This is a genomic window from Novosphingobium sp. CCH12-A3, from assembly GCF_001556015.1.
In the GTDB taxonomy this organism is placed as follows: Bacteria; Pseudomonadota; Alphaproteobacteria; order Sphingomonadales; family Sphingomonadaceae; genus Novosphingobium; species Novosphingobium subterraneum.
In genome coordinates, this window is record NZ_LSIA01000016.1 from 1 (window position 1) to 17,678 (window position 17,678).

The following is a 17,678-nucleotide window of genomic DNA, read 5'->3' on the forward strand; positions in this document are numbered from 1 at the left end:
CGACCAGCCGGTCTGCCACCTGTTCCTTGCCGACGATTCCGATGATTCCGCACATTTGGGGATGGGCTTTCGTTTAGAGTGTTGTGGCGCTTAGAGCGTATAGGGCACGCGGATGCCGGGCATGGTTGCCGGAAAATCCTTGGTATTTCGTGTAATCAGAATGGCCCCGTTAACCTGTGCAGTAGCCAGGATATAGGCATCCATCAGCGTCATCCGGCTGCGATAGCGGATATCGGCTGCTGCAGTGGCGATCCGCGCATCGATTTCCACGCAATCGAAATGGCTCAAGGCTTCACGCACCAGATCGCGCCTTTCCAGTGCTTCACCGGCCATCACTTCGGTCCACACGATCCTGCTGATGCGGTGGCTGCGATATCGCGCGATCTCCTGCGTGGCATGGGGCATCCGCCGCAGCCAGTCGATCACGATGTTGGTGTCGAAAAACGGTGCCGACACGGTCAGATGTCTTCGTAAGGTCGGCGATCCTCGCGCATGGCGCGCTGATATTCGACGCTGTCGCCGATATCGGTGCGATGGGCCCACAACCCGGCATAGCGGTCAATCCAGTCGTTGCTCGTATCGCTCTGCACGAGATAAAGCTTCACCGCCTCGCGCACGAGCGCAGCCCGCGATTTGCCCTGTTCGCTGGCGCGCGCATCGAGCGCGGCAATGTCTTCATCCGGGATATCGGCGAGGATACGAGTCATGACGATATCATGATATGATATCGTGCTATCGTCAAGCCCTGAGGAACGCATCCCTGCCCTCGCCGGTTGCCTGTGGAAACCCATCGCAGGAGCACCCGATGAGCATTTTCAGCAAGATCATGGACGCCATCTCGTGGAAGGGCACGCGCCCGACCCAGACCGGCCAGACGCCAAAACCCGCGCCCACCGCAACCCCTGCTGCCCCTTCGCCATCGACTCCGGCGCCAGCGCCCGCACCAACAGCAACCGCAGCCCCCGTTTCGCAGTTCGACGTCGAAGCCAACCTTGTTGAAATGGCGCAGGGCAAGGACCTCAACTGGCGCAGCTCGATCGTCGACCTGATGAAGCTGCTCGGCATCGATTCCAGCCTCGCCAATCGCAAGGAGCTAGCTCAGGAGCTTGGCTACACCGGCGCGCTCGACGGTTCGGCGGAGATGAACATCTGGCTGCACAAGGCGACGATGCGCAAGCTGGCGGAGAACGGCGGCAAGGTGCCTGCAGCAATGCTGGATTGAGCGCCTCCGATTGTTCAAACCCACAGATGTGGTATTGTGGGTTTGAACAAGACCTTGGATAGCTGAAATGAGTCGCCTGAGTATCGACATCACTGACAAGCAACACCAGCACCTCAAGGCTGTCGCTGCCTTGCAGGGCAAAACCATCAAGCAATATGCGCTTGAGCGACTGTTTCCAGCTGCTGACCCAGATGATGCGTGGAGCGAACTGACGGAACTGTTGCGTGATCGTATCGCCAAAGGCTTGGCGGGGGACGTCTCACAAAAGAGCGTTAACGAGATTGTTGACGAAGAACTCTCGCCGGGCAAATCGGCTTGATCGCACGGTTTCAGCTAAGCGGTGCTGCTGAAGCGGACCTGAGGAGCATCATTCGCTACACGCGCAACCAATGGAGCGCATCACAGGCCCGCAAATATTCGCAGGCACTTGAACAGGGCATGGCGCGCCTAGCAGGGGCCCAAGGCAACTTTCGCTCGCTCCCCGAAATCCATCCCCTATTGCGGGTTGCCCGATGCGAACATCACTTCATCTTTTGCCTAGATCGCAGCGACGCCCCCGCACTCGTCATTGCCATTTTGCATGAGCGGATGGACCTGATCGCTCAGTTGTCGGACAGGCTCATGTAGCACAGCGTTTGCTCAGGTTAGTTGGCGATTACCCCCGCTTCTCGGCCTTCTTCTTCTTCATCGCATCATGGAACCGGTCCGCCCAGCCGGGCTTTACCAGCTGTTCTGCCCGCACCATGCGCAGCTCGCCGTCGGCCACGTCGCGTGACACGGCGCTGCCTGCCGCGACAATGGCGTCCGCGCCGATCTTCACGGGGGCGATCAGGGCCGAGTTCGAGCCGATGAAGGCGCGTTCGCCGATCGTGGTCTTGTACTTGAAGTAGCCATCATAGTTGCAGGTGATCGTGCCTGCGCCGATGTTGGCTTCGGCACCCACTTCGGCGTCGCCGAGGTAGGTCAGGTGGCTGGCCTTGGCACCGCGGTGCATCACGGTGTTCTTGACCTCGACGAAGTTGCCGACCTTGACGTCCTCCTCCAGCTTCGCACCAGGCCGCAGGCGGGCATAGGGACCGATGTGGACGCCGGGCGACAGCGTCGCGCCTTCGAGATGGCAAAAGGCGTGGATCGTCACGCCATCGGCCACGGTCACGCCGGGGCCGAAGAACACGTTGGGCTCTACCGTCACATCGCGGCCAAGCACGGTGTCCCACGAAAACCACACGGTTTCGGGCGCGATCAGCGTTGCGCCATCGGCCATGGCCTGCGACCGGCGGCGCTGCTGCCAGCGGCCTTCGGCTTCGGCAAGCTCCGCGCGGCTGTTGATCCCGGCCACTTCATCGGCATCGTCGGTGACGACCACGGCACAAGTCCGGCCATCGGCAATCGCGATGTTGACCACGTCGGGCAGGTAGTATTCGCCTTGGGCATTGTCGTTGCCGACGCGGGCGAGCAGGCCGAACAGGTCCGCGCTGCGCACCGCCATGAGGCCCGAATTGCACACGCGGCAGGCACGCTCCTCGTCGGTCGCGTCCTTGTGCTCGACCATCTTCACGATCCGCCCATCTTCAGCAATCACGCGTCCGTATTGCAGGGTATCGGCGGGCGCGAAGCCCAGCACGACCGCGGCTGGCGCATCATTTTCATGCAATCGCGCGATCATCGCCCGCATCGTCTCGGCGCGCACAAACGGCACGTCGCCATAGAGAATCAGCACATCGCCCTCAAAACCGGCGAGCGCGCCCTCGGCCTGCTGCACGGCGTGCGCTGTGCCCAGTTGCGGGTCCTGCACGGCAATCGTCGCAGATCCGCCGAGCGCCTTTTCCAGCTGCTCGCGCCCGTGCCCTGCCACCACCACCTGACGCTGCGGCGAGAGCTCCGCAGCGCTCGCCATCAGGTGCCCCACCATCGGCCTGCCCGCGATCGGATGCAGCACCTTGTGCAGGTCGCTCTTCATGCGGGTGCCTTTTCCGGCGGCGAGGACGATAATGGCGAGGGGGGTCTGTTCAGTCATGGCCGCACCCTTGCCAGACAAATCTTGCGCTTTCCAGAACTGCGCGCCACTTGGGCGCACCATGGCGGATTTTCCTTATGCAATCGTCGGATTCGATCTCGACGGCACGCTGCTCGATACCAGCCGCGATCTCGGCGTCGCGCTCAATCACGCGCTGGCTCTCGCAGGCAGGCCACCTGTGCCGCTGGAGGAGACGAAGCGCCACATCGGCGGCGGCGCGGCGCAGATGCTGCGTTCGGCGCTGACGGAATCGGGCGGGGTGGACGAGGACGCCTTCCCCGGCCTGCAGGCGAGCCTGATTGAATTCTACGGCCACAACATCGCCCACCACACCGAACTTTTTCCCGGTGGCGCAGCGATGATGGACGAACTCGACGCGCGCGGCGTGAAGATCGCCATCGCCACCAACAAGGCTGAAGGCCTGGCGGTCAGGCTGTTCGAGGAACTGGGCCTGCTCCACCGCTTCGCCTGCGTGATCGGCGGCGATACGCTGGGTCGCCATCGGTCGAAGCCCAAGCCCGACATGCTGCACGAAATGGTCGCGCGCTGTGGCGGAGGCCCTGCAGCTTTCGTCGGCGATACCACCTTCGACGTGGGCGCCGCCAAGGCCGCGCAAATGCCGGTCGTCGCCGTCCGCTTCGGCTTTAACGACCTTCCGGCTGACGAGCTTGGCGCCGATGCCGTAATCGATCATTACGATGAGCTGGTGCCGACGCTGGAGCGTCTCGCCAGCGTTGCGCAGTGCGTCTAGGCTTTCCCGGATGACCGCTCCCCTAGCCCTTACCATCGGCGATCCGGCAGGCGTCGGCCCGGAACTTGCCGCCGCCGCGTGGGCGTTGCGCGATAGCGAAGGCTTGCCCCCGTTCTTCGTCGTCGGCTCGGCCCGAGTTATCGAGGAAGCGGCGCGACGGCGTGGCATCTTGGTGCCGGTCTGCACGGTCAAGGCACCCGATGAAGTGGCGGAATGCTTTGGCGGCGCGCTGCCGGTGCTGGACCTTGCCGATCTGCGCTACACTCCGGGCGAGCCTGACGATGCGGGCGCCAGCCTTGCCCTGAATGCGCTTGCCACTGCCACCGGCCTCGTCCGCTCGGGCGCGGCATCGGCGCTGGTCACTGGCCCCATCGCCAAGAGCCGCTTGGCAAGAGTCGGTTTCGATCACCCGGGGCAGACCGAATTCGTGGCGCAAGCATGCGGCGTGACGGCCGAGAACGCGGTGATGATGCTCGCCGGGCCAAGCCTCAAGGTCGTGCCGATCACCGTCCATGTGGCGCTGCGGCTGGTGCCGGACATGCTCACCGCCGAACTGATCCGCACCCGCGCCGCGATCACCGCTGCGGCGTTAGTGCGCGATTACGGCATCGCCGATCCGCGCCTCGCGGTCGCCGGGCTAAACCCCCACGCGGGCGAGGACGGGCGCATGGGCCATGAGGACACGCAGGTCGTCGCTCCCGCCGTGGCCATGCTCCGTGACGCCGGGATCAACGCCTTCGGACCGCTCCCGCCGGATACCATGTTCCACGCAGAAGCGCGTGAGGGCTATGACGTGGCCATCTGCATGTACCACGATCAGGCGCTGATCCCGATGAAGGCGCTGGATTTCGATGCTGGCGTGAACGTGACGCTCGGCCTGCCGATCATCCGCACCTCGCCCGATCATGGCACCGCCTTCGTCATCGCCGGCACCGGCAAGGCGCGCGTCGGCCCCACTATCGCAGCGCTGCGCATGGCGGGCGAATGTGCCGCGAGGAGGGCTTCGGCATGACCGACCTCCCCCCTCTACGCGACGTCATCAATCGCCACGGCCTTTTCGCCACCAAGGCGCTCGGCCAGAACTTCCTGTTCGACGAGCAGTTGCTCGATCGCATCGCGCGCGTCCCCGGCAAGCTCAAGGGCGAGAATGTTCTTGAAGTCGGTCCCGGCCCCGGCGGCCTGACCCGCGCCCTGCTGCGTGCAGGCGCAAACGTCACCGCGATCGAAATGGACAAGCGCTGCATGCCTGCGCTTGCCGAACTGTCCGATGCCTTCCCCGGCCAGCTGACCGTGATTCAGGGCGATGCCACAAGGATCGATCCGGCAACGCTGTTTGAAGGTCCGTGGCACGTCGCGGCGAACCTGCCCTACAACGTCGGCACGCAGCTGTTCACCGGCTGGCTATCAGGGCAAGACTGGCCGCCGCAGTGGAAGTCGTTGACGCTGATGTTCCAGCTGGAAGTGGCGGAGCGCATCGTCGCCGCGCCCGGCACGGATGCCTATGGCCGCCTTGCCGTGCTGGCACAGTGGCGCGCGTCCCCGCGCATAGCGATGAAGGTTCACCGCAGTGCCTTCACTCCGCCGCCCAAGGTCATGTCGGCGATCATCCATGTCGAACCCGGCACCATGCCCGAAGGCGTTTCCGCCCGCATGCTGGAGCGCGTGACGGAAGCCGCCTTCGGCCAGCGCCGCAAGATGTTGCGCCAGTCCCTGAAGGGCCTGCCCGGCGCGCTGAACGCGCTCGAAGCGCTCGGCATCGACGCACAGCGCCGGGCCGAGACGTTGAGCGTGGAGGAATTCGTCTCCATCGCTCGCGTGCTGACGAAGTAAGGGCGGACCCGCAGGCCCGCCCCCTTCAAGTTCAGGCCGGCTCGGCGACCTTCGCCAAAGCGGCCTTCTTCTTCAGGCGCCATGCATGCAACAACGGCTCGGTATAGCCGTTGGGCTGCTCCACCCCGTTGAACACCAGATCGCAGGCCGCACGGAAGGCAAAGCTTTCTTCCCAATTTCCGGCCATCGGCTCGTAGAGCGGATCGCCCGCGTTCTGCGCATCGACCTTGGCTGCCATGCGCTTGAGGCTGTCCATGACTTGTTCGTTGGTGGCCACGCCGTGCAGCAGCCAGTTGGCCATGTGCTGGCTGGAAATCCGCAAGGTCGCGCGGTCCTCCATCAGCCCGATGTCATTGATGTCAGGCACCTTGGAGCAGCCGACGCCCTGATCGATCCAGCGCACGACATAGCCCAGCAGGCCTTGCGCGTTGTTGTCCAGTTCCTCGCGCACTTCCTCTTCCGACCAGTTGGCACCATCGGCCAGCGGAATGGCGAGAAGCGCGTCCAGACCCGGTGTCGCTTCCTGCGCAACGTCGCGCTGAACCCCGAACACATCCACCTGATGATAGTGCATCGCGTGCAGCGTTGCCGCCGTCGGCGAAGGCACCCAGGCAGTGTTCGCCCCGGTGCGGGGATGCGCGATCTTCTGTTGCATCATGTCGTGCATCATGTCGGGCGCGGCCCACATGCCCTTGCCGATCTGCGCCTTGCCCGAAAGCCCGTGGGCCAGACCGATGCAGACGTTGCGCTTTTCGTAAGCCGCGATCCAGCCAGATCCCTTGATGGCCCCTTTCCGGATCATCGCCCCCGCCTGCATCGAGGTGTGGATCTCGTCGCCGGTGCGGTCGAGGAAGCCGGTATTGATGAACACGATGCGGTCGCGAACCTTCTCGATGCAGGCGGCGAGATTGGCAGACGTGCGCCGCTCCTCGTCCATCACGCCAACCTTCACGGTGTGGCGTTCCAGCCCGAGCAGGTCCTCGACCGCGTTGAACAGGTCATTGGTGAAGGCGACCTCTTCGGGACCGTGCATCTTGGGCTTGACGATATAGATGCTGCCGGTGCGGCTGTTGCGGTGGCGGCCCAGGCCCTTGAGGTCGTGCATGCCAATCGCCGACGTGATCACAGCGTCCATGATGCCTTCCGGTATCTCGCTGCCGTCCTGGAGCAGGATCGCCGGATTGGTCATCAGGTGGCCGACATTGCGCACGAACAGCAGGCTGCGCCCCGGCAGCGTGATCGCCTCACCCTTGGCCGAAGTCCACTCGCGGTCCGGCTCAAGCGCGCGGGTCATGGTCTTGCCGCCCTTGCTGAATCTCGCCTCGAGATCGCCGCGCATCAGACCGAGCCAGTTGCGATAGGCCAGCAGCTTGTCTTCGGCGTCGACTGCAGCGACCGAATCCTCGAGGTCGACAATGCTGGTCAGCGCCGCTTCCATGACGATATCCGCAATGCCCGCCTTGTCATCCATGCCCACCGGGTGCGTCCGGTCCAGCACGATTTCGACATGCAAACCGTTGTTGCACAGCAGAATGCCACCGGGTTTCGTGCCGGCAAACTGCATCTCATCGCACAACGGCAGGCTGGTCGCCCCGTCCCATTCGGTCCAGCTCATGCCGTCCAGCGGGAATGTCAGGTCAAGGAACGCGCGGCCCGCGCGGACCACCGCCGCGCCGCGTTCCTTGTCGTAGCCGCCCGGCCGGGCCGGGGCCGCATCGAGCGCGTCGGTGCCGTACCAGGCATCGTAGAGACTACACCAGCGCGCATTCGCCGCATTGAGCACGAACCGGTCATTCAGAACCGGCACGACCAGCTGCGGCCCTGCCATGCAGGCAATCTCGCGGTCGACGTTCTGCGTGCCGATCACGAAATCCTCAGGCTCTGCCACAAGATAGCCGATCTCGGTCAGGAATGCGCGATACTCGGCCGGATCGATCGGCTTGCCCTTGCGCTCGCAGTGCCACGAATCGATCAGCGCCTGCAGCGCCTCGCGCTTGTCCAGCAACATACGGTTTACCGGGGCGAAATGGCCGACCAGCGCGGCAAAGCCCTGCCAGAATGCGCCCGCGTCAAGCCCAAGTGGCCCGAGCACGTCATTGTCGATGAAGCTGGCGAGGTTAGCGTCGACCTTCAGGCCGCTGCGTTCGATACGTCCGTTCATTTCACCCATGTCCATACGCTCACATAAGCGGCGCCCCGCAAATCTTGCGAAAAGCCGAATCCGATGAACCTGGGGAGGAACGGCTAAAGCCTATGCATGATCCGACATTGCATTGCAATCATGCGAAAGTCGTGCCTCAGCCGAATGCCTCTGCATAGAGCCGCTCGATCTCCGCCGCATCGGGCACGCGCGGGTTGTTGCCGGGTGATCCCGAAGCCAGCGCCTGCCGCGCCATTTCCGGCACCACCTCGAACCACCGCGCCTCGCTGATACCGTGAGAACGCGGGGATGGCACGGACAGGTCAGCGTTCAATGCTGCCAGTTCCTCCAGCAGCCGCGCCACCGCCGCCTGATCGCCCTCGTCCGCACTGGCGACGCCCATCGCCCGCGCGCAATCGGCATAGCGCGCAAGCGCGGCTGGCGCGGAGAAGGCCGTCACCGCAGGCAGCAGCATGGCGTTGGAAAGCCCGTGCGGCACATGAAAGAACGCGCCCACCGGTCGGCTCATGCCATGAACCAGCGCCACGCTGGCGTTGGAGAATGCGATCCCCGCATGATGCGCCCCCACCATCATCGCCTCGCGCGCTGCCCGGTTGCCCGGCTCGTTACAGGCAGTGCGAATAGCGGGCGCGATCAGCTTCATCGCCGAAAGCGCCATGGCATCGCTGAAGGCATTGGCCTTTTTCGAGACGTAAGCCTCGATCGCATGGGTAAGCGAATCGATGCCGGTATCGGCTGTCAGCCGCGCGGGCTTGCCCATGGTCAGTTCGAAATCGACGATCGCCACGGTCGGCAGAAAAGCAAGGCCAGCGCAAAGCATTTTCTCGCTGCTGGCCTCATCGGTGACGATGGTGAACTTCGTTGCCTCCGATCCGGTCCCAGCCGTGGTAGGCACGGCGATGATCGGCAGGCCGGGCACGTCCGTCGTTGCCGGAGTCTTCATCGACTGGACCGGCCTCGGCTCCACCGCCAGTGCGGCAATGGCCTTTGCCGTATCGATCGGGCTGCCGCCGCCGAAGCCGATAACGCAATCGCAATCGGCAGCACGCAGAGCCTCCAGCGCAGCTTCAACCACCGCCACGGTCGGATCGGGCACCGTATCGGCGAACACGATCGCATCGATGCCGGCTTTGTCGAGCACGGCGAGCAACGTCGCCACCATCCCGCTGCTCACCAGGAATGCGTCGGTCACGATGAATGGTCGGGACACCCCGCACTGGGCAAGCGCTTCCGGCAATTCGGCCAGTGTGCCGCCCCCTACCCTGATGATCCGTGGAAGATTGATCGCCGCCATACCTGTCCTCTTGCCAAAGCCTGCCTATCCGACCGCAAATCGCGGCGGACGGCAAGCTGGCAAAAGCACCCGTTCGGGCCGTCACCGCTCAATTCCGTCGGGCATCACCAAGCGGCTCTGCCGTGAAGGGAATCACCGCTCCATCGGGATAGGGCATGATCAACGTACCGTCGGGCGCGGCGGTAAAGGTCGTCTGCGTGGGATAGGGTATGCTGATTCCTTCGGCGGCAAAGCGCTCCATGATCGCCACCAGCAAGCGATCGCGCAAAGGATGCGCTACGTTCCAGTCAGCACCCGGCACGTCGAGGATCAGGGTGAAATCAAGCGAACTGGCTCCGAACGCCTCGAAGCCTGAGCGGGCCACTTTCGCGCCTTCCGCCTCGCCCAGCGCCTTCAGCATTGCCGGAATCCGCGCCAGGGTTTCAGGCGGGGTTTCATAGGCAACGCCAATCGCGAAAGTCAGGCGGATGTGATCGCGCACGGTAAGATTGCTGATCTCCTTGTCGAGCAGGTTCTTGTTCGAAACCACCAGCAGTTCTCCGCTTACCAGCCTGATGCGGGTGGTGCGCATGCCGATGATCTCGACAGTTCCGGTATTTCCGCCCCAGCTGATCACTTCCCCCACCTTGAAAGGCCGGTCGAACAGGATCGAAATGCCGGCAAACAGGTCGGAGAAGATGCCTTGAGCCGCAAGACCGATCGCAATGCCGCCTATGCCAAGGCCCGCAACGAGCCCGGCGACATTGACGCCAAGGTTTCCGAGGATGAGGACGAAGGCAATGGCGAAGACGAGGAATGTCACCAGCGCCCTCAGGATGTTGAGTGCCGAACTCAGCGCACCATTGGCGTGTTGTGCTTCACCTGCGCGATGTTCGATCAGGCCTATCGTCAGTTCCCGAACCCACAGCGCTGCCTGGAAGGTGAAGCCGACGGTGAAGAGGAAGCGAATGGTCTTGTCCAGCCAGACCGGTGTCTGCGCGTAGCTGGCTACCGCCTCCGCTGCGACCAGCACGATGAACCAGAATCGCGTGCGGCTTGCCATTCGGCCGATGATTGTCTTCCAGCCGACCAGCGCCTCGCCTTCGGGGCAGAACCGGCGCCCGAGGTTGCGGATGGTGACAAGGACCAGAACGACGACAGCCGCGATGCCGATGGCGATCGAGATGCGCAACCAGTTGTCGGTAATCCAGCCGGTCGTATCGGCAATCAGAACGTCGGGGCTGGATGGAAGAGCGAGCGCGGCGGCCTTCGGAGTAACGATCATGCCTTGTTCAAGCGATGGTCCGCCGATCCGTTCCCTAGCGCCCCTGCATGTCCCGCGCTTCGGCCGGTATGTGCACCACCAGCCCGTCGAGCGCCTCGGTAAGTTCGATCTGGCATGACAGGCGACTCGTCCGCGTCACCCCGGCAGCCAGGTCGAGCATGTCCTCCTCATCGTCGATCGCTGGCGGCAGTTTCGCAAACCAGTCGGCATCGATGACCACATGGCAGGTGGAGCAGGCCATCTGGCCTTCGCAGGTGCCCTCAAGCGGCATGCCCTTGGCTTGCCCCAGTTCCAGAAGTCGCGTCCCCGCTTCGCCCTCTGCGGCGATCTTTTCACCCTTTGCGGTGACGAAGGTGACGCTGACCATGGTTACAAGACTCCCTGCGCGCGCGCCGCGGCGTTGATCGCCTCGGCAGCCTGTTCCAGTTCATCATCCCCCGTATAGCGTCCGAAACCGATGCGGATCGCGGTTCTGCTATCCCTGTCCGAAAGTCCGAGCGCGCGCAAGACATGGCTTGGCCTGCCCGACCCGCTGGCGCAGGCCGATCCCGCTGAAATTGCGATCGTGCGGCATTCCGACAACAGTCTCGCCACGTCCAGTCCCGGCAATCGCAGGTTGAGATTGCCATGCCAGCGCTCGGTGGCGCTCCCGTTCAGAATCCATCCCTCGAACAGAGACAAAGCCTTCGCCCACAGCTTATCCACATGAAGCCGGTCGGTTTCCGACAGACTTGTGCACAGCGCCGCCGCCGCTCCGAAGCCCGCGCAGAGCGCTGGCGAGAGCGTACCCGAACGCAAACCGCCCTCCTGCCCCCCGCCATGGATCAGGGGCGCAAGTTCCACCCCGTCACGCACCCACAGCGCGCCGATGCCTTTCGGGCCATAGAGCTTGTGCGAGGACACCGCGATCAGGTCCGCTCCGTGCGGAGCGGCGATCTTTCCGGCCCCCTGCACGGCATCGCACAGGAACAGCGCCCCCATGTCGCGTGCCCGCCGGGCCAGCGCTTCGATCGGCTGGATCGTGCCGATCTCGTTGTTGACCTGCATCACCGCGACAAGACCGGTTCCCGCCGGAATCGCCACCTCAGGATCGACCAGACCCGCACCATCGACCGGCAGCACCGCCACAGCGGGATCAAGAACCCGCGCCGTATCCAGGACCGCCGCGTGTTCAATTGCGCTGACCGAAAGCCGCTTTCGGCCACATCCAGCCAGAGCAAGGTTGATCGCCTCGGTCGCGCCCGAGGTGAAGACCACGCGCCCGTCGGGCGGGAGCAGCGCCGCCACCTGCTCGCGCGCAACTTCGACCGCGGCTGCCGCCGCACGTCCGGCGCGATGGGGGCTGTGGGGATTGGCGAATCCCATGGCCTCTGGCCCCGCCAGCCACGGCATCATTGCCTCGCGCGCCTGAGGAGAGAGCGGCGTGGTCGCCTGATAATCGAGGTAGATCACCCCCGGATCTCCTTCCACACCTCGACGAAGCGGGCGATCTCGGCCTCGGTCGTCTCGCGCCCGATGGACACGCGGATGACCTCGCCCGGATGGGCATAGCCCATCGCGGTCAGCACGTGGCTCGCCTTCAACGAGCCGGACGAACATGCGCTCCCGGCGGAAACGGCGATCCCTGCGCCATCGAACCGGATCAATTGCGCCGCGCTGGATTTGCCCGGCATGCGATAGGCGGCAATCGTCGGGCTGCGCGGGGAACCCGGCGCTACAATTTCCGCCCCGATTTCAAGCAGTTGATTCTCAAGCGATTCCCGCAAACCTGAAGCGCGCTTGAGCCATGCATTTCCAGCCTCCAGCGCTGCCGCCATGCCCAGCACCAGCGGCATCGGCTCGGTCCCGGCACGATAGCCGCGCTCCTGGCCGCCGCCGGGGTGCAGCAGGCCATAACTGCGCACCAGCAACGCGCCGATGCCCACCGGTCCGCCAAACTTGTGCGCCGAAACCGCGATCATGTCGGCCTCGGGCAGCGGAAGCTTGCCTGTGCCCTGCGCCGCGTCGACCAGCATCAGCGCATTGCTGGACTTTGCCAACGCGCCCAGCGACGCGAGATCCTGCATCACGCCGGTTTCGCTATTGACCTGCTGGATTGCCAGAAGCGCCGGCCCTTCCTCCTTTAGCGCCTGCTCAAGGCCGGAAATGCTGACCAGGCCATTCGCATCGACGGCCAAGCGAACAGCGCCTGGCGTCAGCCGCAGCACCGCCTCATGCTCTACCGCGCTCGTGATGTTCCTGTTATGTTTCCCCGGGGAAACTTTTTTCGTGGCAATCTCCAGCGCCTCACTTGCTCCGCTGGTGAAGATCACCTCGCCGTCCCAGGCAAGCGCCTTCTTCACCCGCGCCCGCGCATCCTCCAGCGCCGCCCTTGCCGCGCGTCCCGCTGCATGGGGGCTCGAAGGGTTGGCCCAGATGCGCCAGCCCTCCTCCATCGCCGCCAGTGCCTCAGGCAGCAGCGGGGTTGTGGCGGCGTGATCGAGGTAGATCGAATTTAGCGGCAAGATTCGCCCCGGAATGCGTGGAAAGATTGCTTTCGAAGGCTCGGTTTCTATATAGCCATCAGCTTAATTCCCAGCCCCGGCATTCCGTGCCGCATGGGGCCAGACCACAGGATTACCGGACAGGCAATGCCCGCAGTCATTTTTCCCGGCCCCGAAGGCCGCCTCGAAGGCCGTTTCCAGCCCGCCAGCCGCCCCCGCGCACCGGTTGCGATGATCCTCCACCCGCACCCGCAGGCGGGCGGCACGATGAACGATCGCATCACGCAGGCGCTCTACAAGACCTTCGTGGCCCGCGGCTTTGCCACGCTGCGCTTCAACTTCCGTGGCGTCGGCCGCAGCCAGGGCAGTTTTGACAACGGCATCGGTGAACTCAGTGACGCCGCAGCCGCGCTCGATTGGGTCCAGTCGATCCACCCCGAAGCCAGCACCACCTGGATCGCAGGCTATTCGTTCGGCGCGCTGATCGGCATGCAGTTGCTGATGCGCCGCCCTGAGATCCGCGGCTTCATCTCGGTGGCGCCGCCCGCCAACATGTACGATTTCAGCTTCCTTGCCCCATGCCCCGCCTCGGGCATCATCGTGCAGGGCACGGCGGATACGGTCGTCACGCCCAACGCGGTGCAGAAGCTGGTCGACAAGCTGCGCACGCAGAAGCACATCACCATCCATCACGACGAAATCCCGCGTGCCAACCACTTCTTCGAGAACGAGATGGATGACATGATGCGCGCGGTCGACAACTACCTCGACATGCGCCTCTCGCCGGATTGCCCGATCCGCTGATGCATTGGAGCCGGCTGGTAGGAATGCCGCCCAGCCGGCCCCCTGATCGGCCAGTGCCCTGTCAATTCACCTGGCGTTCGAAGCCAGCCCAGTAGGGCTCACGCAAGGTGCGACGCAGGATCTTGCCTGAAGGATTGCGCGGCAGCGCCTCGATCACATCGACCGACTTGGGCACCTTGAACCCGGCCAGGCGCTCCCGCGTCCAGTCGATGATCGATTGCGGATCGATCACGTGGCCAGGCTTTGGCACGCACACCGCCTTCACGGCTTCGCCCCATGTCGCATCGGGCACGCCGATCACCGCCACTTCCAGCACATCGGGATGGCCATAGATCGCGCTTTCGACCTGCGCCGGATAGACATTCTCGCCGCCCGAAATGATCATGTCCTTGATCCGGTCGTGCATGTAGACGTAGCCGTCCTCGTCAAGGTAACCGGCGTCGCCGGTGGCAATCCAGCCCTCGGGGGTCATCGTCTTCGCGGTGGCCTCGGGCAGGTTCCAGTACCCCAGCATGTTGTTTGACGAGCGCGTCTGGATCTCGCCAATCTCGTTCGGCCCCAACGCCTCGCCGTTTTCGCCGACCACCCGGACTTCGACACCCGGCAGCGGCTTACCGGCAGACCGCATGCGCTGATTTCCCTCGACGCAGTGGTCCTCGGGCGGGAGCATGCAGATCGTGCCGGTCGTCTCGGTCATGCCATAGGCCTGGATGAACTCGGCCTTGAACATGGCGATGCATTCCCGGAGCAAGACCAGCGGGATCGGCGATGCGCCATAGATGATGTACTTCACGCGGGCAAAGTCCACGCTGGCGCAGTCGGGGTGATTGAGCAGCATCTGAAGTGCAGCGGGCACGATGAAGAAGCGCGTGACGCCCTTTTGCTCCACCGCATCGAACACCGCGCGCGGCTCGAACTCGGCAAGGATAATGCCCGGCAATCCCGCCCCCATGGCCATGACGCCAAGGCCGGTGCCGCCGATATGGGCGCACGGCATGGCAACGAGGATCGCTTCGTCGTCCGTCATCTGGGTATAGGGCTGATCCTGCCCCAGCGATTGCTTGCGCAAGCCGAACAGGTTGCGATTTGAAAGCACCGCTCCCTTGGGGTTGCCGGTCGTGCCAGAGGTATAGAGCTGCAGCACCGCATCATCCGGCCCGGCGGCCTCATGGGCGATTGGCTGCTGCGCATCGATCCAGCGCCACGCCTCGTCCTGCGTCAGCGCCATACGCACGGTAGGGAGCGCGGAAAATGTCGCAGCCAGTCCTTCGAACCCGGCCCCGAGGAATACGGCTTTCGCCTGCGCATCGCTGGCAATCCACGTCGCTTCTGCCGGGGCCAGACGCCAGCCGATCGGAACCATGACCGCGCCGAGGCGGGCAGCAGCGAAGAACAACGTGAAATAGAGCGTGCTGTTCTTGCCGAACCAGGCAATCCGGTCTCCCTTGCCGATACCAAGGTCGACAAGGCCCGCGACCACCTGTGCCGTTGTGGACTCGAGGCTGCCATAGGTCAGCGTCCGGTCCGGTCCGTCGAGGGCGAGGCCTCGAGGTCGATCGGCTGCCCAGAACCGAATGAATTCGTCGAAGGTGAACAGGTCGGCAGTGCGCTCTGCTGTCGTCCGCTTCACGGCGGCGTCGGCCATGTGTTGCTCTCCCAAGCAATTTTGCGCAGTTAATCACGCAATTAAGGCAAGGTGCAAGCCCACCAATCGTGACAGAGTGTATCGCCTTGCTTCTGGCCGCCTCTGGCTTCCGCCATGGCTTTCTTGTACACGCTGTTCAAAGGCCGTTCGAAGAGGCGCATGACCATCGGCTCGAAAAACTCGAGCGGCAAGGTGTCATAGTTCGGGTCGAACGCCGGGCAATCGTACTTCTCGATGAACTCGGCCGTCGCCGCAGCATAAGGGTGATCGGCGAACTTGTCGCGCATGTTGCGATCGAGGCCGATGAAGTGGAAGAAGTTGTAGCCCTGGAAAATGCCGTGGTGCTGGACGATCCACAGCAGCTCTTCCGAAACGAACGGCTTGAGGATCGCAGCGGCAACGTCCGGGTGGTTGAAGGCACCAAGCGTGTCGCCAATGTCGTGCAGCAGGGCCATCACCACGTAAGCCTCGTCCCGCCCGTCGCGGTGGGCACGGGTCGCGGTCTGCAGGCAATGGGTCAGCCGATCGACCGCAAAGCCCCCGCAATCGCCCTCCAGCAGGCGCAAGTGATCGAGCACGCGCGCGCCGCCGCTCTGCGCAAAGGGCCGCATGTGGGTCATGATCGCGTCCCAGTCTTCCTGGGTGCCTTCGGTCATGGTGTGGAACTTGGCGGTAGGCAGGTCGTCCATGGCGATCATCCTCTCACGGTGCGCCTTGGCGGCGCATCTCGTTTCGGATGAGATTATCGCGTTTATGCTGCTTGGGAAGAGGCCTCAGGCGCAAATATCTGCCCTGGCAGGGAAAGCGCCAGCACAAGGCAACCGACCAACAGCACGAGGATGACGGCAAGCGCTGCGTAGATGCCGCTGCTGCCCATCGCCAGTTCCGGTCCGCCCAGCGCGAAATAGGCACTGCCGACCAGCGCAATGCCGAACGCGCTGCCCATCTGCAGCACGGTCTTGAGAATGCCGCTTGCAGCCCCGGCGTGGAGTCGGTCGACCCGCGCCAGAGCCACCGGCGAGACCGGGCCGGAAAGGCAACCCATCCCCACGCCCGCCAGCAGAAGCGCCGGGAGCAACAGCGGCAGACCGGGGCCACCCCAGGCGATCCAGGAAAGGGTGGCTGTATCAGCCACAACCAGAGCCAGCGCCGCAGAAACCAGCACCCACTTGCCCATTCTCGCGAGGTAGCGCCGCCCGAGGAAACCCATGCCGAGCATGACGCCAGCACTGAACGGGATGTGGACGAGGCCCGTCTGCAGGGGCGAATAGCCGAGCCGCGATTGCAACGCATGGGCGAACACGAACAGGAAGCCGGTGTTCGCGGCCGAGAAGATCAGGCCGATCAGCGCGCCTGTCCGGAACAGGCCGTTGTGCAGCAGTTCCGGATCGAAGATCACCGGTCTGCCAGCCCTGGCGCGGCGGTTGAGCCCGGCCCACGCCGCCCACATCAGCAGCGGCGATGCCGCCAGCAGCGCGAGGCTTGCCGCATCCAGCCCGGCATGCTCGCCCCGCACCAGCGGGAACAGCATGGCCGCCAGCGCTGCTCCGAACGCCAGCGTGCCGATGACGTCGATCTTGGCGCCCTTGTGCGCGATCTCGCGGGGCAGATAGCGCCACCCGGCCGTGAACGCTGCGATGCCGATGGGCAGGTTGATCAGGAACACCGTGCGCCAGCCAAGTCCGGCGATGTCCGCCGAAATCAGCAGCCCGCCGATGATTGGCCCGGCAATGCCGGCAAGCCCGCCGATCACCCCGAACCACGCCAGCCGCCCGATGCGCTCGACCGGATCGTAGAGGATCTGGATCACCGCCATGACCTGCGGCGCCATGATCGCGCCCGCCGCGCCCTGCAGAACACGCGCAGCAATCAGGAAATGCGGATCGGCCGCCGCGCCACACAGCAGCGAGGCCAGCGTGAAGCCTGCAACGCCGGTCAGGAACATCGCCCGCCCGCCGAACAGGTCACCCAGCCGCCCGCCGAGGATCAGCAGCAAGCCGAACGCCAGCGAATAGCCCGCCGCGATCCACTGCGCCGCGCTGCCGCCAAGGTCCTGCCCGCGAGCAGCGAAGTCAGCCTGCATGGCCGGGAGCGCGGTGTTGATGATCGTGACGTCGACGATCTCGAGCACCAGCGCGGTGATCAGCGTGAAGAATGCGAGGCTCTTCTGCCTCTCGGTCATGCCGGCGATAGTCTGGGCCATCTCC

At 64.2% G+C, this 17,678-nt stretch carries 19 protein-coding genes; 7 read left to right on the forward strand and 12 right to left on the reverse strand.

Features of this window, described 5'->3' with window-relative positions:
• Nucleotides 1-90: 90 nt before the first annotated feature.
• A complete protein-coding gene (locus tag AX703_RS00735) occupies nucleotides 91-456 on the reverse strand; it encodes a type II toxin-antitoxin system VapC family toxin (RefSeq protein ID WP_062341904.1) in 366 nt (121 codons plus the stop codon).
• A gap of 2 nt (nucleotides 457-458) precedes the next feature.
• Entirely contained in the window at nucleotides 459-707 is a 249-nt protein-coding gene (locus AX703_RS00740; protein WP_062341970.1) for a ribbon-helix-helix domain-containing protein, read from the reverse strand.
• A 98-nt stretch (nucleotides 708-805) separates the two neighbouring features.
• Here AX703_RS00740 and AX703_RS00745 point away from each other — a divergent pair, with 98 nt between their 5' ends.
• The 3 genes from AX703_RS00745 to AX703_RS00755 all read left to right on the forward strand — a co-directional run bounded on the left by AX703_RS00745 (nucleotide 806) and on the right by AX703_RS00755 (nucleotide 1,849).
• A complete protein-coding gene (locus AX703_RS00745) occupies nucleotides 806-1,222 on the forward strand; it encodes a DUF3597 domain-containing protein (RefSeq protein ID WP_062341906.1) in 417 nt (138 codons plus the stop codon).
• 67 nt (nucleotides 1,223-1,289) lie between these two features.
• Nucleotides 1,290-1,541 (forward strand): antitoxin, encoded by a 252-nt coding sequence (locus AX703_RS00750; protein WP_062341908.1) that lies wholly within the window; start codon nucleotides 1,290-1,292, stop codon nucleotides 1,539-1,541.
• A complete protein-coding gene (locus AX703_RS00755) occupies nucleotides 1,538-1,849 on the forward strand; it encodes a type II toxin-antitoxin system RelE/ParE family toxin (protein WP_156451860.1) in 312 nt (103 codons plus the stop codon). Before AX703_RS00750 ends, AX703_RS00755 begins: the two co-directional genes overlap by 4 nt.
• Before the next feature lie 28 nt (nucleotides 1,850-1,877).
• On the opposite strand, the gene glmU is transcribed toward AX703_RS00755, so the two are convergent.
• Nucleotides 1,878-3,239 carry a bifunctional UDP-N-acetylglucosamine diphosphorylase/glucosamine-1-phosphate N-acetyltransferase GlmU gene (glmU, locus tag AX703_RS00760; RefSeq protein WP_062341974.1) on the reverse strand — a complete coding sequence of 454 codons (1,362 nt, stop codon included), beginning with the start codon at nucleotides 3,237-3,239 and terminating at the stop codon, nucleotides 1,878-1,880.
• A gap of 61 nt (nucleotides 3,240-3,300) precedes the next feature.
• Between glmU and AX703_RS00765 the strand changes: the two genes are divergently transcribed.
• The 3 genes from AX703_RS00765 to rsmA are packed head-to-tail and all read left to right on the forward strand — an operon-like array spanning nucleotide 3,301 to nucleotide 5,820.
• Nucleotides 3,301-3,990: an HAD-IA family hydrolase gene (locus AX703_RS00765; RefSeq protein ID WP_062341910.1), complete on the forward strand. Its 690-nt coding sequence runs from the start codon at nucleotides 3,301-3,303 to the stop codon at nucleotides 3,988-3,990.
• 10 nt (nucleotides 3,991-4,000) lie between these two features.
• Nucleotides 4,001-5,002, forward strand: a complete 1,002-nt coding sequence (gene pdxA / locus AX703_RS00770; protein ID WP_062341912.1) for a 4-hydroxythreonine-4-phosphate dehydrogenase PdxA — start codon at nucleotides 4,001-4,003, stop codon at nucleotides 5,000-5,002.
• Nucleotides 4,999-5,820 carry a 16S rRNA (adenine(1518)-N(6)/adenine(1519)-N(6))-dimethyltransferase RsmA gene (rsmA, locus tag AX703_RS00775; protein WP_062341976.1) on the forward strand — a complete coding sequence of 274 codons (822 nt, stop codon included), beginning with the start codon at nucleotides 4,999-5,001 and terminating at the stop codon, nucleotides 5,818-5,820. The genes pdxA and rsmA overlap by 4 nt, the downstream gene beginning before the upstream one ends.
• A 31-nt stretch (nucleotides 5,821-5,851) precedes the next feature.
• On the opposite strand, the gene AX703_RS00780 is transcribed toward rsmA, so the two are convergent.
• The 6 genes from AX703_RS00780 to AX703_RS00805 all read right to left on the reverse strand — a co-directional run bounded on the left by AX703_RS00780 (nucleotide 5,852) and on the right by AX703_RS00805 (nucleotide 13,043).
• Nucleotides 5,852-7,981, reverse strand: coding sequence for a malate synthase G (locus AX703_RS00780; protein WP_062341978.1), 2,130 nt, complete (start codon nucleotides 7,979-7,981; stop codon nucleotides 5,852-5,854).
• A 136-nt stretch (nucleotides 7,982-8,117) separates the two neighbouring features.
• Complete coding sequence (locus AX703_RS00785; protein ID WP_062341914.1) at nucleotides 8,118-9,275, reverse strand: iron-containing alcohol dehydrogenase; 1,158 nt, start codon at nucleotides 9,273-9,275, stop codon at nucleotides 8,118-8,120.
• An 88-nt stretch (nucleotides 9,276-9,363) separates the two neighbouring features.
• Complete coding sequence (locus AX703_RS00790; RefSeq protein ID WP_062341916.1) at nucleotides 9,364-10,539, reverse strand: mechanosensitive ion channel family protein; 1,176 nt, start codon at nucleotides 10,537-10,539, stop codon at nucleotides 9,364-9,366.
• Between the two features lie 34 nt (nucleotides 10,540-10,573).
• Nucleotides 10,574-10,906: a 2Fe-2S iron-sulfur cluster-binding protein gene (locus AX703_RS00795; protein WP_039337925.1), complete on the reverse strand. Its 333-nt coding sequence runs from the start codon at nucleotides 10,904-10,906 to the stop codon at nucleotides 10,574-10,576.
• A 2-nt stretch (nucleotides 10,907-10,908) separates the two neighbouring features.
• Nucleotides 10,909-11,991, reverse strand: a complete 1,083-nt coding sequence (locus tag AX703_RS00800; RefSeq protein WP_062341918.1) for a cysteine desulfurase family protein — start codon at nucleotides 11,989-11,991, stop codon at nucleotides 10,909-10,911.
• Nucleotides 11,988-13,043 (reverse strand): cysteine desulfurase family protein, encoded by a 1,056-nt coding sequence (locus AX703_RS00805; RefSeq protein ID WP_062341920.1) that lies wholly within the window; start codon nucleotides 13,041-13,043, stop codon nucleotides 11,988-11,990. Before AX703_RS00805 ends, AX703_RS00800 begins: the two co-directional genes overlap by 4 nt.
• Before the next feature lie 126 nt (nucleotides 13,044-13,169).
• Here AX703_RS00805 and AX703_RS00810 point away from each other — a divergent pair, with 126 nt between their 5' ends.
• Entirely contained in the window at nucleotides 13,170-13,826 is a 657-nt protein-coding gene (locus tag AX703_RS00810; RefSeq protein ID WP_039337923.1) for an alpha/beta hydrolase, read from the forward strand.
• Between the two features lie 61 nt (nucleotides 13,827-13,887).
• On the opposite strand, the gene AX703_RS00815 is transcribed toward AX703_RS00810, so the two are convergent.
• From AX703_RS00815 to AX703_RS00825, 3 genes are all read right to left on the reverse strand, one after another.
• Nucleotides 13,888-15,471 (reverse strand): fatty acid--CoA ligase, encoded by a 1,584-nt coding sequence (locus AX703_RS00815; protein ID WP_082734329.1) that lies wholly within the window; start codon nucleotides 15,469-15,471, stop codon nucleotides 13,888-13,890.
• A gap of 41 nt (nucleotides 15,472-15,512) precedes the next feature.
• Nucleotides 15,513-16,160 (reverse strand): HD domain-containing protein, encoded by a 648-nt coding sequence (locus tag AX703_RS00820; RefSeq protein ID WP_062341982.1) that lies wholly within the window; start codon nucleotides 16,158-16,160, stop codon nucleotides 15,513-15,515.
• Between the two features lie 62 nt (nucleotides 16,161-16,222).
• Nucleotides 16,223-17,674 (reverse strand): MFS transporter, encoded by a 1,452-nt coding sequence (locus tag AX703_RS00825; protein WP_062341922.1) that lies wholly within the window; start codon nucleotides 17,672-17,674, stop codon nucleotides 16,223-16,225.
• Nucleotides 17,675-17,678 lie beyond the last annotated feature (4 nt).

Coding starts and splice junctions, on each gene's coding strand:
- AX703_RS00740 (WP_062341970.1), bottom strand. CDS start 707: ATGACTCGTATCCTCGCCGATATCCCGGATGAAGACATTGCCGCGCTC.
- AX703_RS00745 (WP_062341906.1), top strand. CDS start 806: ATGAGCATTTTCAGCAAGATCATGGACGCCATCTCGTGGAAGGGCACG.
- AX703_RS00750 (WP_062341908.1), top strand. CDS start 1,290: ATGAGTCGCCTGAGTATCGACATCACTGACAAGCAACACCAGCACCTC.
- glmU (WP_062341974.1), bottom strand. CDS start 3,239: ATGACTGAACAGACCCCCCTCGCCATTATCGTCCTCGCCGCCGGAAAA.
- AX703_RS00765 (WP_062341910.1), top strand. CDS start 3,301: ATGGCGGATTTTCCTTATGCAATCGTCGGATTCGATCTCGACGGCACG.
- pdxA (WP_062341912.1), top strand. CDS start 4,001: ATGACCGCTCCCCTAGCCCTTACCATCGGCGATCCGGCAGGCGTCGGC.
- rsmA (WP_062341976.1), top strand. CDS start 4,999: ATGACCGACCTCCCCCCTCTACGCGACGTCATCAATCGCCACGGCCTT.
- AX703_RS00780 (WP_062341978.1), bottom strand. CDS start 7,981: ATGAACGGACGTATCGAACGCAGCGGCCTGAAGGTCGACGCTAACCTC.
- AX703_RS00785 (WP_062341914.1), bottom strand. CDS start 9,275: ATGGCGGCGATCAATCTTCCACGGATCATCAGGGTAGGGGGCGGCACA.
- AX703_RS00790 (WP_062341916.1), bottom strand. CDS start 10,539: ATGATCGTTACTCCGAAGGCCGCCGCGCTCGCTCTTCCATCCAGCCCC.
- AX703_RS00795 (WP_039337925.1), bottom strand. CDS start 10,906: ATGGTCAGCGTCACCTTCGTCACCGCAAAGGGTGAAAAGATCGCCGCA.
- AX703_RS00810 (WP_039337923.1), top strand. CDS start 13,170: ATGCCCGCAGTCATTTTTCCCGGCCCCGAAGGCCGCCTCGAAGGCCGT.
- AX703_RS00815 (WP_082734329.1), bottom strand. CDS start 15,471: ATGGCCGACGCCGCCGTGAAGCGGACGACAGCAGAGCGCACTGCCGAC.
- AX703_RS00820 (WP_062341982.1), bottom strand. CDS start 16,160: ATGGACGACCTGCCTACCGCCAAGTTCCACACCATGACCGAAGGCACC.
- AX703_RS00825 (WP_062341922.1), bottom strand. CDS start 17,674: ATGGCCCAGACTATCGCCGGCATGACCGAGAGGCAGAAGAGCCTCGCA.